Consider the following 16,509-nt stretch of genomic DNA (forward strand, 5'->3'; position numbering starts at 1 on the left):
GTGGCGCGGGTATCCATACTCATAGAGACGCCGGATAGATTTAAGCAAGCCAACCATACATCAAAATGAGTGTTGCAAAAACGGGGAAGACCATAGATTATGTTACGAAAGGTGCTTTTTGGCAAGTATTGTGCCAACTCTCTCATGATCGGCACAATACCTATATTATTTTATATTAATCCTAGCGTTTTTATTTCGTTACGCCACCCTCTTGCAACTTATTTTTTATTCACCAGATAGTTCACTACCTCAGAGAATTTCTGCGAGTAATCTAAAGCTGAACGAGTTTCAATTCCACCGTTGTTAATCAAATACTTGCCATTAACAAAGATCGACGGAACACCGCGCAAGTTGAAATCCTGGGCTGACTGACGCTCTTTAGCGGCTACTGATTGCACGATAAAGCTGTTCAGGGCTGCATCATACTCTTCACCAGATACACCCGCTTTGATGAAGGCATTGCGGATATCTTCCTTGCTATTGATGGTTTGGCTTTTCTGAATGCCATCAAACAAAATAGGTGTGACTTTATCTTCAATCTTCATGACAATGGCGACTGCCCAGGCATCAGTCAATGCTTTTCCCAAAGGCCCCAGAAAATCCACATGATAACGTTCATGAGTCACACCTGCTGGCAGGTTTTTCTCAACAGTAGCAGGAACATGATAAATATTTTCAAACTGATAGCAATGAGGACAATAAAAAGAGAAAAACTCCACCACCTGAGGTTGATTTTCAACCGGATCTTTTAACTCGGTATACTGTTTGCCTTCAGAAAAACCGGAAGCAGATGCATTAAATGCCATAAACGCTCCCACCAGTGCTAGCCAAAATTTCTTCATAATGGTCTCCAAAAAAATTAATACATCGGGTTGAGCTGTAAAGGCGGCTCTTGTAACAGCCGGACTTGTTCAGAAAAAAGACTCAATTGCTTATGCCAAAAATCACTATCAGCCATCCACGGAAACGCTTTTGGAAAAGCCGGATCTTGCCAGCGACGAGCAACCCAGGCTAAATAATAGACCATTCTCATCGCACGCAGAGGCTCTATTAATGCCAATGTCTTGGGATCAAATGTCATAAACTGACCATATGACTCAAGCAAGATATCCAACTGGATCAACCTTTCTTGCCGTGAGCCATTGAGCAACATCCACAAATCCTGGATAGCGGGACCATTGCGGGCATCATCAAGATCCACAAACCATGCTTCATCACGCCACAAGATATTACCAGCATGGCAATCACCATGCAGCCGCAATACCTGCCAGTTATCATGCCATTGGCTTGCAACAGCCTGGTTCAATTCATCTAGTGCAGCCAGAAAACCCTGTTTATGCCTGGCGGAAATGAGTTCACATTCAGCCAAATATTGATACGGCTGATATAAATATTCATTCAGGTTAAGGGTGGGACGAGCAGAAAATGTTTTTTTTGCCCCAATTTGATGCATTCTTCCCAGCAATCGCCCAACATCTTCCAATTGGTCAAAACTATCTGACTCGTACTGGCGCCCTCCCACACTGGGAAAAATGGCGAAAAAGAAACCACCATAATTCAGTACCGTCTGCCCATCAAACATCAACGGTGCTGCCACGGGCAAATCAGCCTGTTGCAATTCATGTGCAAGATCATGTTCCTCCTGAATTTGCTGCTGGCTCCAGCGCAGGGGCCGATAAAATTTCACAACATAGCGTCTGCGATTCTCATCCATGAACTGATACACCCGATTCTCATAGCTATTCAGTTCGGTTAGACCAGAATCAAGGTACAGGCCAGACTGCCCCAATGCATCCATGATTAAATCTGGCGTAATATTTTGGAAATTAAAAGCCTTCGGTTCCGTCACAACACAGTTCTCTCTTCATTAATCTTTAATAATGCCCCGAGCACGCAACAACGCCGTCTTAAAATCTTCTTCATAATCTTTTTTCAACCCAGGGATTTCTGCATGGCTATCCGTACCGCGCATTTTCAGGTGATAAATCAGAATATCATCCGTCAATTCAGACAACTGCCCTGTGAATCCCGCTTCATCAGCCAGTTTTTGCAATAGCGCCAGCAGATTTAAATCCGGCTCATTCTTCCATACTGGATGTAAAAGTTCGATAACTTCATTGAGGCGGTGATAGGTCATTTCCAGTTCCTTATAAATCACGATACAAATTAGCAGGGTTAATGGCTCTGAGAAAGCATTGGTCTGTCAACCAGCGTAAAGTTATACTGCCACCTCAAGCAGCATGGTTAGATATTGATTCACAATTGAAAGACAAAGGGTATACCAAACATTAAATATTTCATTGCCCAATATCAGGTGATTTAACATGACGCATCCAAAAATAAGTGGCGCAATTCTGGCAGGGGGATTATCCACCCGCATGGGGGGAAACGACAAAGGATTACTGCAATTTAACAATGCCCCACTATACCAACACATTGCTACAAGATTACAGCCGCAGATTCATGAACTGTTGATTAATGCCAATCGCAATCTGGAAATTTATCATCAGAGTGGCTATCCCATCATACCGGATATCATTGCCGATTTTTCCGGACCATTGGCAGGTATGTTGGCGGTTTTAAAAAGCGCCATCCACGAATGGGTGGTATTTGTCCCTTGCGATGTCCCCAATTTCCCTGAAAACCTGGTCGCAAAACTGTGGCACTACAAACAAAACGCTTGGGCTGCTTATGCACATGATTGCGTGCGTGCACATCCTACCCTGGTATTAATGCACCGCAGTCTAATCCCTCGTCTGGAAAGCTATCTCGCTTTGGGAGACAGAAAACTTATGTTCTTTATGCAGATGATTAAGGCAAAGGCGGTCTATTTTCCCAATCCCAGCGCTTTCACTAACTTAAATACACCTGAAGAATGCCATAACTGGAAACATCGTCATTGGGAATGCCTTCAGGAGCCAGCATGAACCACAGCAGCAATAACACAGCACTGCCTATTCTGGCTATCACCGCTTATAGTGGAACCGGAAAAACGACACTATTAAAGCAAGTCATTCCTCTGTTACGCCAGCAACATATCCGCGTTGGACTCATTAAACATACTCATCACAATATGGATGTCGATAAGCCAGGCAAGGACAGCTATGAACTCCGCAAAGCGGGTGCTGCACAAACGTTAGTCGCCAGTCAGCAACGCTGGGCTTTGATGACTGAAACCCCAGAATTACCAGAACCAGATCTTTACTATCTTGCCAGCCGATTTGATGCAAATTCGCTGGATCTGATTTTGGTTGAAGGATTCAAACAAGAACCAATCCCCAAAATAGCTCTTTATCGAGACGGCCTGAATCATACCGTTGATGAGATCCTCGATCCCTATGTAATAGCAATTGCCAGCGATATTGCGCTGGCAACACCACTTCCACAACTTAATATCAATCAGCCGGAACAAGTGGCAGCGTTTATTGCCGAGTGGTTACATCAATAACCGTGTGGGATGGTGAAAATATAGAAAAAATTCTAGCCAATATAAAACGCTTTAATTTAAATACCGTAAAACATTCCCGTTCAGATAGACATCCCGAATGTTACCTCCTCAACAATGGCTATTAACCAATTACAGAAGAAAAAAGCCGGCAGTGTTGGCGAGACAGAATGGAATCCGACTGATATCAATACATTTTTGGAGAATTGGAAAACTATTGTCTTACAAGACATCCTAACTTCAATAACCGCTCAACACACTATTACGATTTAAAAATCGCCTCTAACATTTGAAAGGATTTTCAATCTGGTTTATTGGCTCCAATGATAAAAACCATGCTTATCAGATTCACAGTAAAGAAGCAGAAATAATCATTTATGAATGATACGGAAAATAAGATAACGAAATGTGGGCTGTGATTGCAGAGTTTGGGTCATACAGAATCGAACTACTTTATGAAACACAGTCTTTTATAATGCATTTTCAGTAGTGACAAGTCAGGCTGATATTAAGACAATTCTGTTGAAAAATTTGCCAAAAACTATCCGAATAGAGTTTGATATCACTATCTAAAACGCTTGCCTTTTTCCATTCAAACTGACTGAATCCAGCTTTTTCAATAGCACGCTCATAATCTTCACGACTCCATTGGTAAAATGTGAAAGCACTTGGAGGTGTGCTAAGAAATTCCGCCTGATACCGGTACCCTCCTTGCCACGGTTCTTTGCTCAAAATATGTATGCCATAGATATCATAGTTATCTACTTCTAATTGATAATCAGGTGAAATCGTATAAGCGACTAATTTACCAGAAGGCTTGAGATGATTGGCAACTGACTGGAACATTTTCTCAAGATCTGCACACGACTCCGCATAATTGAACAACCAAGCAGCAACAACGAGATCAAACTTGCCAAATAATTCCATGTCGCAAACATTTCGAACATGAAATTCCACATCATCACCACATTGTTTCGATTTTGCTCTAGCAAGCGCTATCATTTTTTCTGAAATATCTATACCAACAACTTTTGAAGCGCCAAGATTACGTAGCTTTCGGCCAAAGTAACCATTTCCACAAGCCAAGTCCAGAACTGATTTACCCTGAGCATCACCAATCCTGTCCAGGATGGCACGAACTTCGACTTTAATATGGGGAGCTGTCTTCATGAAATCTAAATAACGCTCTCCGATAGAGTTATAATCTAAATCTTGCTTTGCCATAATTAACCTGAGTCCTAGATAAGAAGCTGAACTAAGTGCCTGTTCCAAGATCCAGAATTTTCGACCAAGAAAAAATCGATCTTAATAAAAAACAAGCATGGACAAATTAATTGAACTTTGTTGTGTTGTCGACAACATTTGTTGAATTTTCATTCGAAAGCGGGAGCCATTTTGGCTCTAACATGGACAGAGCTGATTACCAAGGCTAAGTGGATATGAGCTCAGATTAATTATTAACCCCCTGATAAACAGAGGGTTACCTATTCCATTTTTCCTATTATATCCTTACATTACTTCCCTTCCGGCATCAAACCAATAAACGTCGTTTTTTTGCGGGGCTCAGTCATCAATGCTTCCAGTTTTTCGACACAGCGCAAGTAATGAGACGTTTTCTTATGCGCCGCAACAGCCTCTTCATCAGCATAGGCTTCATAGATATAAAAGCGGGTTGGGATATTTTCATCACGCAATACATCGAACCGTAAATTACCCGGCTCTTTAACAGAGCCAAGGTGATTATCCCGAAATACTTCGATAAATTCGTCTATCTTGTCGGCTTTAACATTAATTTCCACTAATGTGACGTGCATATTATTCTCCCCTGGCTTTTTCACTCAGGAAAAGCTCATAAGCCTGAGCAGGTTTCTCATTATGATGCACCACGGCCTGCACAGCTTTCAGCATTGCAACAGGTGCTTCCGACTGGAAAATATTGCGTCCCATATCCACACCAGATGCCCCTTGATCAATCGCCTGATAGCACATATTCAACGCATCCAGTTCCGGTAATTTCTTACCACCTGCAATCACAATCGGCACTGGACAGCCCGCCACTACTCGCTCAAAGCCGCTATCGACATAATAAGTTTTGATAATGTTCGCCCCTATTTCAGCTGCAATGCGAGTCGCCAGAGAGAAATAACGTTGGTCACGCGCCATATCTTTACCGACGCCCGTCACCGCCATTGTTGGCATACCATAACGTGTTCCCTGATCCACCAGCTTAATTATATTTTTAATGGATTGATGTTCGTGTTCTGAACCGATATAAACCTGTGCCGCAACCGCACAAACGTTGAGACGAAGTGCATCTTCCATCGCTACTGCAACAGCTTCATTGGAGAGTTCAGCCAGAATCGAGTTGGCTCCAGACGCACGCAGAACTACAGGTTTATTGGTTGCAGGCGGAACCTGGCTGCGCAGGATACCGCGGGTACACATCAACACGTCGGTGTGTTCAAACAGCGGAGCGATATTGATATCAATACGCTCCAAGCCGGTGGTTGGGCCCTGAAAATAACCGTGGTCAAATGCCAGCATCACCGTTTTATTGGTGGTGGGATTGAAAATTCGTGACAAACGGGACTGCATCCCCCAATCCAGCGCACCACAGCCTTTCAGTTCAAACAGCGTGTTCTGTTGCGGTGTATTAATGCCAAAATCTTTACCATCTTTGATATCATCTAAATCTGCCATTTCTCCCTCCAGAAAGGTGTCAGGAGCTGTATACCAGCCCCATGAATTAGAAATCGTACTGATTGATATTGTCTTTGGTGAAAATTACCCGCTCCGGCATGACAATAATGCCATTACCTTTCGCTTCATAACGGTATCCCTGTACACTGTTGGGTGAGATTTCAACGCTGCCAATACCAGGAATATTCAATTTATCTCCCACATTCAGCTCGTCTTTTTGCAATATCTCATTGGTAACATGGATGGCTATCTTGCCCTGCTTGACCACATCCCACAAAGCGAACTGTTTGACCGTACCATTTTCAACATAAGGACGCATGACATTCGGGGTACTGAACCCAACAATCGCGACATCTTGACGCTTCAGGTTTTCTGCTGCCTGAGCCGCAGCAGGTAAGGCATTAGCATCTGGAGCGATAATCACATCCAGGTCCTCCCACGCTTTCAAAATGCCTTCCGCTGTCTGCAAAGATTTGGTGGCATCGTTATAGCCAAATCGGGTAGTGACAATTTCCCAATTCGGATGTTCCTCTACAATTTTCGCCTTAGCCTCTTTAACCCATTGGTTTTGATCCGTCACTGTCGGGCTGGAATAGAAAAATGCTACTTTCGCTTTTTCTTTTTTAATCTGATTTGCAGCCATATCCACCAGAATCCCCCCTAACTGCTTTGGCGTTCCTTGATCGATATAGATAGAGCGGCATTCTGGCGCAGTATCGGAATCCCACGTCAATACTTTGACACCACGCTTCATGGCGCGTTTCAAAGCCGGACACAATCCATCTGGTGACACAGCTGAAACCACAATCGCATCATAGCCTTGGTTAACAAAGTTATTAATAAGCTGAACCTGCCCCGCAACGCTCGGCTCTGTCGGGCCATCGTAAGTGACTTCAACACCCAGCTCCTTGCCTGCTTCCACCGCACCTTGCCCGCCACTGGTAAAGAACCCAACACCGACCAATTTAGGTATAAATGCAATTTTCTCTGCCGCCTGAGCCCAGGAAACACATCCCAGGCTTAATGCAGCAGCCAAAGCCAGTTTTTTCATTGTTGGTGCTTTCATGCCTATCTATCTCCATTTATTTTTATTTCAAGATCGTCTTTTATGTTTCAGAAATATGTTGTTGTGAAACAGAAGCCCTTCGACGTTGCCACCAATCACAGATTTGATGACGATGCAACGAAGCAGATCGTCCTATCACAACTACAATCAGCAAGGCACCAGACAACGCACTGGATATCTGGTTAGGAATCCCCACCATCTGCAATCCTTGCTGCAAATAACCCACCAGCAAAACAGCCAGTGCCGTACCCATAATCGAGCCAGCACCACCATAAATATTGGCTCCTCCCAGCACTACAGCAGTAATGGCTGGCATCAGGAAAGAACTTCCCAAATCGGAACGCGCCGAACCAAAATAGGAGACCAAAACAATCGCCGCTACTGCCGAAGCCACCCCTGTCAAAGCGTATAACAAGCACAAAGTTTGATTTACAGGGATAGCACCGTAACGGGCAACACGGCTGTTCTGCCCAATAAGAAAAATATTACGACCACGATGGGTACGATGCATAAATAACCAGCACACCAACGCAAAAAGTATAAAGATGATCAAAGGAACAGGTAGGTCGAGCAGTGTCAGGTTGGCAAAATCTGTAAATGTATCAGGAAAACCACCAATGCCTTCATATCCCGTCGCGCCAGATAGTCCCGACAACAATAAGGCACTACCACCAAACAGGTACATCGTGCCGAGGGTAATTACCAACGGATTTACACCCGTATAGAAAATCAGGGCAGCATTAATCAGACCACACAGCCCCCCGACAAGTAAAGTCAAAGGAATTGCCGCAATCATCGGTAAACCAGCTTGATACATGACACCCAATGCAATAGCACACAGACCGATAATCGAACCAAAAGAGATATCAATACCACCACTGACAATCACCATCGTTAACGGCAACGCGATAATACCGATGCAGATAAAATCGCTGGTACTAAACAACAGCACGTTAATATCCAGCATCCTTGGATTAACTATGCCAAACAGTAAAATTTCCGCCACCAACAACACCAAAAGCGCCGTTTCCCAACCATAGCGTTGTACCCTATTCATTATGGCCTCCCGTTTCTTCCGGTATGTTTGTTTATTGGTTCAAGGAAACGGGCGTAACGTTGCTGACGTAAATTCTTGCCAACGACATTGCGTAAACGCCCATCCAGCACTAACACCACCAACAGGACAAGGCCAGCAATAAAATCATTCCACCAGGCCGATAACTTGAGTAATACCAGCACACTATCAATTTGCGTCAGAAAATATGCCCCGAAGATCGCCCCAATGACGGTTCCTACTCCCCCCAGCAAACTTACTCCACCTAATACACAGGCAGCGATGGCTTTCATCTCCAACCCATTCCCCGTTTGATTTGGAATAAAGCCAATCTGTGCCACAAACACAATGCCTGCCAATGCTGCCATCACACCATTTACGGTAAATGCAGTGATGCGAATGCCATTAACGGGAGCACCAAGCTGACGAGCGCCTTGCAGGTTATCACCCGTGGCATAAAACCCACGGCCAAACTCAGTCTTCTTTAACATCCATGCCATAGACAAAATTAATAACATCAACAACCAGCCGATTGGTGAAATACCAAATAGCATTGGTCTGGCGAGATCTTTAACCCCAGCAGGCAAACCTTCGATCCATTTACCACCAGTTAACAGCAGCATTAGTCCACGGTATAAGCCGAGCGTACCCAACGTGGCAACAATCGCTGGAATTTTCAACCATGCCACCAACACACCATTAATCAACCCTGCCATCATTCCAATCAGCAACGTAATTAAACAGGCAACCGCCAACGGAAGCCCTGTATTAAGCAACATTCCCAACACTACAGCACATAATCCGGTAGTCGAACCAACAGACACATCAATATTGCGCGTCAACATTACCAACGTGGCACCCATTGCTAATAAAATAAGGATTTGGGCATTACCGAAGATCATAGTGACAGTTTGGAGACTAAAAGCATGGCGATCGAGGCTCCCTAACAAAGCAAACAGCCCCAAAATGGCGATCAATGCTGTGGCTTCTCGGTTATTCTGGATGAATTTCAATATGACGTTCCCCAAAAGAAAGGTGCATAATCTCGTCCACATTCATGTGGTCTTTATCAAGCTGTCCACAAAGCTCACCGTGATGCATGACCAGTACGCGATCAGATAACTGAACAATTTCATCAAGATCAGAAGAAATCAGGAGAATCGCCACCTGCTGGCTGGCGATGTTATGAATAAGCTGATAGATATCATTACGCGCCCCAACATCAACACCACGCGTTGGTTCATCAATGATCAGCACGGTCGGCTTGGCTTCCAAACATTTAGCAATCAGAATCTTTTGTTGATTACCGCCAGACAGCGTACGTACAAACTGATTTACATTGTGGAATCGAATATTGAGCGCTTGACAATATCGTTCCAATACTCCGATATCGTGGGTGGGACGCGTCCAGAAAGTGCTTCGGTTGTGCGTCAGCGAACAAACATTCCAACTCAAAAAGGCGTCAAGAAACAATCCTGAAGCCTGCCGATCTTCAGGCAGATAAACCAACCCACGCTGCAATCGCTCTGCTGTATCTAGTTTATTGATTATTTGCTGTCGGAAACGAATTTCACCACCTGCAATCGGGCGCAATCCATATAGCGTCTCCGCCAGTTCCGTACGACCTGCTCCCACAACGCCAGACAAACCAACAATTTCCCCCACCCGTAGCGTCAAAGAGATATCACGGAACCCTTCTCCACACAGAGAGTTCACTTCCAAAACGGGGATTTCTGACATGTTATCCGATACATTACCACTAGCTTTCAAGCTCAATTTTTGATTATCAGCCAACGCAATTGATTTTACCGTAGGTGTAATCGCCTGAATTATTGCTTCCGTTGTAAAGTGTTCAATCTCGCCGCTAAGAGCGATACCCCCATCTCGTATCACACTGACATAATCCGCAATCTCACGAATTTCAGGTAATTTGTGGGAAATGAAGATAATCCCCACTTGCTGCTGCTGTAATTCCCGTATTCGCGCAAACAAACGTTCGGTTTCTGCGGGCGTCAACGCGGCAGTTGGCTCATCCAGAATCAAAATGCGAGAATTACGCATCAAACCACGCATAATCTCCACCAACTGCTGATCTGCTACATTCAAACCACCTGCTGGTGCCTTTAAGTCAATTTGACAATCAAGCTGAATCAGTAATTCATGCATGCGACTTTTACTAGCTTGATGTTTTGGCAAACGAAACAGGATATTTTCCTGAACGGAAAGATTGGGAAATAACAAAGGTTCTTGTGGAACCAGATAAATGCCCAGTTGATGCGCTTTCGCTGGTGTCAGATAGCTGACAGTAGCACCATCCACAACCAAGGTTCCGGCATCCGGCTGTTCAATACCAGCAATGATTTTCATCAAAGTTGATTTACCAGCACCATTTCCACCTAATAATGCATGAACCTGCCCTGACATCAGAAAGAAATCAATCTGCTTCAACACCACCAAGCCAGAAAACTGCTTACTGATCCCACGAGCAACTAAAAGCGGAGCACTGTTAGTAGGGTTCAGGCAAAACGGATCATTGGTATTAGTGGCAGTATTGCTCTGTGACATCACGTACCTCATGGCCTTTTGGGTTTGCGTTTCTGACACCGATGCGAAATTGAACATTTATTTATTTTAAATACATTTGTTCAAGACTCTAATGTAAAACTTAAGAATTTTTCAATAATTAGATCACATTTTGTGAAAAAATTAGATCTACATTAAAATATGTTCAAATTTTGCGATAAGCCTCTAGTACATTAGAGATATTTATGCTTATTCTTTCCTCGTGGATAAAGAAGTTATTATGTCGATCAAATCAACCAAGAAACAATCAGTATCAGAGAAAAGCGTATTATCCGAGGAAATTGACTATTCAAGCTACAACTATCCAGGAAACAGCATGAGTGAAGAAGAGCTGATGGCCCGCATTGCCTGGTTTTACTATCACGATGGTCTGACGCAAGGAGACATCGGTGAATTACTCGGCCTCAGTCGCCTGAAAGTCTCCCGTCTGTTAGAAAAAGGACGGCAGTCTGGCGTGATCCGCGTTCAGATCAATTCACGCTATGAAGGGTGTTTGGAGTTGGAAAATGCTTTGCAAAAACGCTTTAATCTCAAACAGGTTCGCGTATTACCTACCCTTGATGGCATGAATCTGAATGCCCGTCTCGGCATCGGAGCCGCTCATCTGTTAATGGCGCTGATTGAACCTCACCAGCTATTGGCGATTGGATTTGGTGAAACGCCCATGTGCACTTTGCAGTATCTGAGCGGTTTTATCTCATCCCAGCAAATTCGGTTGGTGACGCTGTCAGGCGGTGTTGGCCCTTATATGACTGGCATTGGCCAGCTTGATGCGGCCTGCCCTGTCAGCATCATTCCTGCACCACTACGAGCCTCCACCCATCAAGTCGCGGCAACATTCCGCGAAGAACGCAGTGTACGGGACGTGATTTTGGCAGCTTGTGCGGCCGATATCGCCATCGTCGGTATCGGTGCCATCAAACAGAAGCAACATGCAACTATCATGCGTTCCGGCTATATCAGCGATGGTGAACAATTGATGTTTGGCCGCAAAGGTGCTATCGGCGACATTCTTGGTTACTTCTTCAATATGGAAGGTGAATTGGTTAGCAATATTGATATCCATCAGGAACTGATCGGTATCTCATTGCCAGAAATGAAAACCATCCCGAACGTGATTGGTGTGGCAGGTGGCATCGAAAAAGCAGACGCTATCGTTGCTGCACTGAAAGGAGGTTACATCAATTCACTGGTGACAGAAGAACAGACCGCGAAAGCTATGCTAATTTGATCGACGAATAATCTCTATCCATCCCCTGTGCCATATCGAATAAAAAGAAGATAACAACAGACGAGGATAGTATTATGAATCAATGCGCTCATGCTCACCCATCAAGGAAGTATTTGATGGCGCTTGATGCAGGAACTGGCAGTATCCGTGCAGTTATATTTGATCTCGAAGGGAATCAGGTTTCCGTTGGACAAGCTGAATGGATACACCATCCTGTACCGAATGTTGCAGGTTCAATGGAATTCGATCTGAAAAATAACTGGCAACTAGCCTGTCAATGCATTCGGCAGGCCCTGCAAAAGGCGGAATTGCCTGCCAATGCAATTCAAGGCGTTGCAGCCTGTTCAATGCGGGAAGGGATTGTCCTTTATAATCGCGAGGGCGATCCTATCTGGGCATGTGCCAATGTAGATGCCCGCTCCAGCCATGAAGTTAGCGAGCTGAAAGAACTTTACAATAATACCTTTGAATATGACGTCTACCGCTATTCCGGCCAAACATTAGCATTAGGCGCAATGCCACGCCTGCTTTGGCTAGCGCATCACCGTCCTGATATCTATCAACAAGCCAGTACCCTAACCATGATCAGTGATTGGCTGGCTTATATGCTAAGTGGCGAGCTGGCCGTTGATCCCTCTAACGCGGGCACAACAGGCATGCTGGATTTAACCAGCCGCGACTGGCGTCCCAGCTTGTTGGAGATGGCAGGCTTGCGCTCTGACATCCTCTCCCCCGTCAAAGAAACGGGAACCTTGCTCGGCTATATTACGGAAAAGGCAGCGGCAGAATGCGGCCTGAGCAGCGGCACCCCCGTGATTATGGGCGGCGGAGACGTTCAACTCGGCTGTCTTGGTATTGGTGTCGTTAAACCCGCCCAGACCGCAGTACTCGGCGGAACATTCTGGCAGCAAGTCGTCAATCTGCCTGAACCCATCACCGATCCAAACATGAACATTCGTATCAACCCACATGTTATCCCCGGCATGGCACAAGCAGAATCCATTAGCTTCTTCACTGGTCTCACCATGCGCTGGTTCCGCGATGCTTTTTGCGCAGAAGAAAAATTGCTGGCGGAACGACTGGGCGTTGATGCCTATAATCTGCTGGAAGATATGGCGGCAAGGGTTCCTGCCGGTGCCTATGGTGTCATGCCAATTTTCTCCGATGTCATGCGCTTTAAATCTTGGTATCACGCCGCTCCATCTTTTCTCAATCTCTCGATTGATCCGGAAAAATGCAACAAAGCAACGTTATTCCGGGCACTGGAAGAAAACGCAGCTATCGTCTCGGCCTGTAACCTCGATATGGTCTCGGCTTTCTCTGGCGTCCAACCAGATTCGCTGGTCTTCGCAGGCGGTGGTTCAAAAGGCAAACTCTGGAGCCAAATTCTGTCTGACGTTACCGGATTACCTGTTCGGGTGCCGGTGGTAAAAGAAGCAACGGCATTGGGTTGTGCAATAGCGGCCGGGGTCGGTGTTGGATTATATGATTCCATGCCCGCAACGGGAGAAAGATTAGTACGTTGGGAGCGGGAATATCAACCGAATTTAAGCCACCGTGAGGTTTACCAGAAAGCGAAAAAAGATTGGCAGGCGGTGTATGCAGACCAACTGCATCTGGTAGATGACGGGCTGACGACTTCATTATGGAAGGCGCCAGGATTGTGATTTTTTATTGGCCTCTTTAACAATTAGAGGCCAATGCTGGATCAACTGATAAGAGGAGATTTTCTAATCTCTCATCTCATAGTCACAAACTCTTCTGCCGCCGTGGGATGAATAGCAACCGTATTATCAAAATCCTTCTTCGTTGCCCCCATTTTCAGCGCAACCGCAAAACCTTGCAGTATTTCATCCATTCCAAAGCCGATACCGTGAATACCGACTATCTTCTCATTGGCTCCCACACAGACCAGCTTCATACGGCATGGCTGGCGGTGCTGTGTCACTGCAGTGTACATTGCGGTGAATGATGATGTATAAACCTTAACCTCATCTTCACCATACTGAGCTTTTGCCTGTGGCTCCGTCAAACCTACAGTACCAATTGGCGGATGGCTGAATACCACTGTTGGTATATTGGTGTAATCCAGATGCTCATCAGGTTTGTTGTTAAACAGACGCTCAGACAAACGACGCCCTGCTGCTATCGCAACCGGCGTCAATTCCACCGCGCCCGTGTTATCACCAACCGCATAAATACCATTAACATTGGTGTTCTGATATTTGTCGACTTGGATATAACCCTTTTCATTCAGTTCAACACCTGTTGCGACCAGATTCAGTTTATCTGTCATTGGCTCACGCCCAATCGCCCAAATAAGCGTATCAACAACCTGCTCCCGGCCATCCTGCAATTTAACCGTCAGGCTACCATCATGATTTTTAATTACAGACTGTAATATTGCTTCTGTATGCAATGTTGGCCCTTCAGTTTTAATGACTTCCAACAGCGTTTCCACAATCATAGGGTCGAAAGAGCGCAGAGGTGCATGTTTACGGACAAACAAATGTGTTTCACTACCCAACGCGTTCAAAACACCCGCGATTTCAACAGCAATATAGCCAGCCCCTACCACAGCAACACGCTTGGGCATTTCATTAAGCTCGAAGAAACCATCTGAATCAATGCCATATTCCGCACCGGGAATATCTGGACGTACCGGGCGACCACCTGTCGCGATCAGGATATGGTCGGCCGTGATTTTTTCGCCATTAACCTCGACAGTATGTGCATCAACAAAACGGGCAAATCCTTGGATGACATCGACCTTATTGTTATTCAATACACGTTCATATGATTGATGGATACGATCAATATAAGCAGTACGGCTGGCAATGAGTTTTTTCCAGTCAAAATGATTAACGGTGGTATCAAAACCATAATCGGGGCCATATTGATGAATAGATTCCGCAACTTGAGCAGCGTGCCACATCACTTTCTTTGGTACACAGCCCACATTAACACATGTTCCACCTAATGCCTTTGCTTCAATCAGGGCACATTTTTGCCCATACATGGCTGCACGGTTAATGGAAGCAATGCCGCCACTGCCGCCACCAATTGCAATATAATTGTAATGTTTACTCATCTTAGGTCACTTCCGTCTAATCAATTAAGTTACTGCCAAAGTTCAACCTAACGTCATTATTACAAAAAGTTATCATTGACGGTGGACGATTCTAACTCTTATTGCCATAGGCCACAGCTATCGAGTGATATCGCGTCACAGTTTATTCAGAGGTAATCTATTGAATAACGATACCTTTAATAAGGACGCCACGCTGAACCTTTACCTTATTCGGGGACAATCCACTCTACTGATGTATGTCCTGTACCTTCAGGAACCAGTACCTGATGCAACCACGGCAATACGGCCTTCATCTGTTGTTCTAATTTCCACGGTGGATTAATGACGATCATACCTGATGCCGTCATACCACGTTGATCACTGTCAGGGCGAACACCAAGTTCAATTTGTAAAATCTTACGAATACCAGCAGCTTCCAGCCCCTTCACCAAGCGTTTAATCTGCTGACGCAGAACAACGGGATACCACAGTGCATAAGTACCTGTAGCAAAGCGCTTATACCCTTCCTGAATACCCTGAACGACATTCTGATAATCCGACTTCAATTCATAAGGCGGATCAATCAGTACAAACCCACGACGGCTTTTTGGTGGTAGCTTTGATTTTAATTGCTGGAAACCATCTTCCCGCAGGACACGGGCACGTCCGTCGCGGGAGAATTCCGTACGTAACAGAGGAAAATCGCTGGGATGCAATTCACTCAGATTCAGCTCATCATACTCCCGCAATAAATGACGGGCAATCAGCGGAGAGCCTGGGTAATAACGTAAAGAGCCTTGTGGATTCAGCGCCTTCACAACATCCATGTACGCCGCCAATTCTTCGGGGATATCATCACGCTGCCAAATACGGGCAATACCTTCCAGATACTCTCCCGTGCGCTCGGCATGTTCCCCACTCAAGTGATAGCGGCCTGCGCCAGAGTGAGTATCCAGATACAGGAAAGGTTTTTCTTTTACTTTAAGCGACTCAATGATCAGGCTTTGTACTACGTGCTTTAACACATCAGCGTGGTTGCCGGCATGGAAGCTGTGGCGATAACTCAGCATTAATTTATTTCCTATTGATTTTTAATATATTTTAGTTCTACATAAGGTGAAAAAGTCATTTTATTACCCCACGCATTACCCCACAATTCATTGCACGAGCACTAAAACACAACGAAGCATAGTAACAAAGTAAGTGCTGTCATCGCATCTTAAAAAGAATAAATGTAACGCGATGCTCGACTTTAACATCTTATAACGTTGGCTTGTTGAAGCCAGTCGCGTTGACTTTTACCTTGTTTAAAATTGGCAAAAATACCCAACGTGTGAGAAAGAAGTTTTCTAGCAATTCG

General features: G+C 45.0%; 16 protein-coding genes. 4 read left to right on the forward strand and 12 right to left on the reverse strand.

All coding sequences use genetic code 11. The features are described from left to right. Positions 1-218: 218 nt before the first annotated feature. From dsbA to Xets_RS00505, 3 genes are read right to left on the reverse strand one after another with little or no spacing between them, the layout of a single operon-like run. Positions 219-842, reverse strand: coding sequence for a thiol:disulfide interchange protein DsbA (gene dsbA, locus Xets_RS00495; RefSeq protein ID WP_099130932.1), 624 nt, complete (start codon positions 840-842; stop codon positions 219-221). 17 nt (positions 843-859) lie between these two features. After that, positions 860-1,849, reverse strand: coding sequence for a serine/threonine protein kinase (locus tag Xets_RS00500; RefSeq protein ID WP_099130933.1), 990 nt, complete (start codon positions 1,847-1,849; stop codon positions 860-862). An 18-nt stretch (positions 1,850-1,867) separates the two neighbouring features. Continuing rightward, positions 1,868-2,137 (reverse strand): YihD family protein, encoded by a 270-nt coding sequence (locus Xets_RS00505; protein ID WP_099130934.1) that lies wholly within the window; start codon positions 2,135-2,137, stop codon positions 1,868-1,870. A 187-nt stretch (positions 2,138-2,324) separates the two neighbouring features. Between Xets_RS00505 and mobA the strand changes: the two genes are divergently transcribed. Together mobA and mobB are read left to right on the forward strand one after the other, a co-directional pair. Then, on the forward strand, positions 2,325-2,927 hold the full coding sequence (mobA, locus tag Xets_RS00510) for a molybdenum cofactor guanylyltransferase MobA (protein WP_099130935.1): 603 nt from the start codon (positions 2,325-2,327) through the stop codon (positions 2,925-2,927). Further along, on the forward strand, positions 2,924-3,448 hold the full coding sequence (gene mobB, locus Xets_RS00515; protein ID WP_099130936.1) for a molybdopterin-guanine dinucleotide biosynthesis protein MobB: 525 nt from the start codon (positions 2,924-2,926) through the stop codon (positions 3,446-3,448). Before mobA ends, mobB begins: the two co-directional genes overlap by 4 nt. Before the next feature lie 480 nt (positions 3,449-3,928). On the opposite strand, the gene Xets_RS00520 is transcribed toward mobB, so the two are convergent. The 7 genes from Xets_RS00520 to lsrA form a co-directional block, all read right to left on the reverse strand. Then, entirely contained in the window at positions 3,929-4,669 is a 741-nt protein-coding gene (locus tag Xets_RS00520) for a class I SAM-dependent methyltransferase (RefSeq protein ID WP_187651035.1), read from the reverse strand. Between the two features lie 290 nt (positions 4,670-4,959). Then, on the reverse strand, positions 4,960-5,259 hold the full coding sequence (gene lsrG / locus Xets_RS00525; protein ID WP_099130937.1) for a (4S)-4-hydroxy-5-phosphonooxypentane-2,3-dione isomerase: 300 nt from the start codon (positions 5,257-5,259) through the stop codon (positions 4,960-4,962). A 1-nt stretch (position 5,260) separates the two neighbouring features. Further along, a complete protein-coding gene (gene lsrF / locus Xets_RS00530; RefSeq protein ID WP_099130938.1) occupies positions 5,261-6,145 on the reverse strand; it encodes a 3-hydroxy-5-phosphonooxypentane-2,4-dione thiolase in 885 nt (294 codons plus the stop codon). A gap of 46 nt (positions 6,146-6,191) precedes the next feature. Beyond that, a complete protein-coding gene (gene lsrB / locus Xets_RS00535) occupies positions 6,192-7,211 on the reverse strand; it encodes an autoinducer 2 ABC transporter substrate-binding protein LsrB (RefSeq protein WP_099130939.1) in 1,020 nt (339 codons plus the stop codon). Between the two features lie 40 nt (positions 7,212-7,251). Continuing rightward, a complete protein-coding gene (gene lsrD, locus Xets_RS00540) occupies positions 7,252-8,271 on the reverse strand; it encodes an autoinducer 2 ABC transporter permease LsrD (protein WP_274539993.1) in 1,020 nt (339 codons plus the stop codon). Further along, positions 8,268-9,281 carry an autoinducer 2 ABC transporter permease LsrC gene (gene lsrC / locus Xets_RS00545; protein ID WP_099130973.1) on the reverse strand — a complete coding sequence of 338 codons (1,014 nt, stop codon included), beginning with the start codon at positions 9,279-9,281 and terminating at the stop codon, positions 8,268-8,270. The genes lsrD and lsrC overlap by 4 nt, the downstream gene beginning before the upstream one ends. Next, positions 9,259-10,830: an autoinducer 2 ABC transporter ATP-binding protein LsrA gene (gene lsrA / locus Xets_RS00550; RefSeq protein WP_187651036.1), complete on the reverse strand. Its 1,572-nt coding sequence runs from the start codon at positions 10,828-10,830 to the stop codon at positions 9,259-9,261. The genes lsrC and lsrA overlap by 23 nt, the downstream gene beginning before the upstream one ends. A 238-nt stretch (positions 10,831-11,068) precedes the next feature. On the opposite strand from lsrA, the gene lsrR reads away from it, so the two are divergent. Together lsrR and lsrK are read left to right on the forward strand one after the other, a co-directional pair. Beyond that, positions 11,069-12,079, forward strand: a complete 1,011-nt coding sequence (gene lsrR / locus Xets_RS00555) for a transcriptional regulator LsrR (RefSeq protein WP_099130942.1) — start codon at positions 11,069-11,071, stop codon at positions 12,077-12,079. 74 nt (positions 12,080-12,153) lie between these two features. Beyond that, positions 12,154-13,746 carry an autoinducer-2 kinase gene (gene lsrK / locus Xets_RS00560; RefSeq protein ID WP_187651037.1) on the forward strand — a complete coding sequence of 531 codons (1,593 nt, stop codon included), beginning with the start codon at positions 12,154-12,156 and terminating at the stop codon, positions 13,744-13,746. 71 nt (positions 13,747-13,817) lie between these two features. Here lsrK and gorA read toward each other — a convergent pair whose 3' ends face one another. Together gorA and Xets_RS00570 are read right to left on the reverse strand one after the other, a co-directional pair. Further along, a complete protein-coding gene (gene gorA / locus Xets_RS00565; RefSeq protein WP_099130944.1) occupies positions 13,818-15,170 on the reverse strand; it encodes a glutathione-disulfide reductase in 1,353 nt (450 codons plus the stop codon). Positions 15,171-15,376: 206 nt separating this feature from the next. Beyond that, positions 15,377-16,219: a 23S rRNA (adenine(2030)-N(6))-methyltransferase RlmJ gene (locus Xets_RS00570; RefSeq protein ID WP_099130945.1), complete on the reverse strand. Its 843-nt coding sequence runs from the start codon at positions 16,217-16,219 to the stop codon at positions 15,377-15,379. Between the last annotated feature and the right edge of the window lie 290 nt (positions 16,220-16,509).

Origin of the sequence: Xenorhabdus sp. TS4 (genome assembly GCF_014467265.1) — a bacterium.
Lineage (GTDB): Bacteria > Pseudomonadota > Gammaproteobacteria > Enterobacterales > Enterobacteriaceae > Xenorhabdus > Xenorhabdus ehlersii.

Coding starts and splice junctions, on each gene's coding strand:
- dsbA (WP_099130932.1), bottom strand. CDS start 842: ATGAAGAAATTTTGGCTAGCACTGGTGGGAGCGTTTATGGCATTTAAT.
- Xets_RS00505 (WP_099130934.1), bottom strand. CDS start 2,137: ATGACCTATCACCGCCTCAATGAAGTTATCGAACTTTTACATCCAGTA.
- mobA (WP_099130935.1), top strand. CDS start 2,325: ATGACGCATCCAAAAATAAGTGGCGCAATTCTGGCAGGGGGATTATCC.
- mobB (WP_099130936.1), top strand. CDS start 2,924: ATGAACCACAGCAGCAATAACACAGCACTGCCTATTCTGGCTATCACC.
- Xets_RS00520 (WP_187651035.1), bottom strand. CDS start 4,669: ATGGCAAAGCAAGATTTAGATTATAACTCTATCGGAGAGCGTTATTTA.
- lsrG (WP_099130937.1), bottom strand. CDS start 5,259: ATGCACGTCACATTAGTGGAAATTAATGTTAAAGCCGACAAGATAGAC.
- lsrF (WP_099130938.1), bottom strand. CDS start 6,145: ATGGCAGATTTAGATGATATCAAAGATGGTAAAGATTTTGGCATTAAT.
- lsrB (WP_099130939.1), bottom strand. CDS start 7,211: ATGAAAGCACCAACAATGAAAAAACTGGCTTTGGCTGCTGCATTAAGC.
- lsrA (WP_187651036.1), bottom strand. CDS start 10,830: ATGTCACAGAGCAATACTGCCACTAATACCAATGATCCGTTTTGCCTG.
- lsrR (WP_099130942.1), top strand. CDS start 11,069: ATGTCGATCAAATCAACCAAGAAACAATCAGTATCAGAGAAAAGCGTA.
- lsrK (WP_187651037.1), top strand. CDS start 12,154: ATGAATCAATGCGCTCATGCTCACCCATCAAGGAAGTATTTGATGGCG.
- gorA (WP_099130944.1), bottom strand. CDS start 15,170: ATGAGTAAACATTACAATTATATTGCAATTGGTGGCGGCAGTGGCGGC.
- Xets_RS00570 (WP_099130945.1), bottom strand. CDS start 16,219: ATGCTGAGTTATCGCCACAGCTTCCATGCCGGCAACCACGCTGATGTG.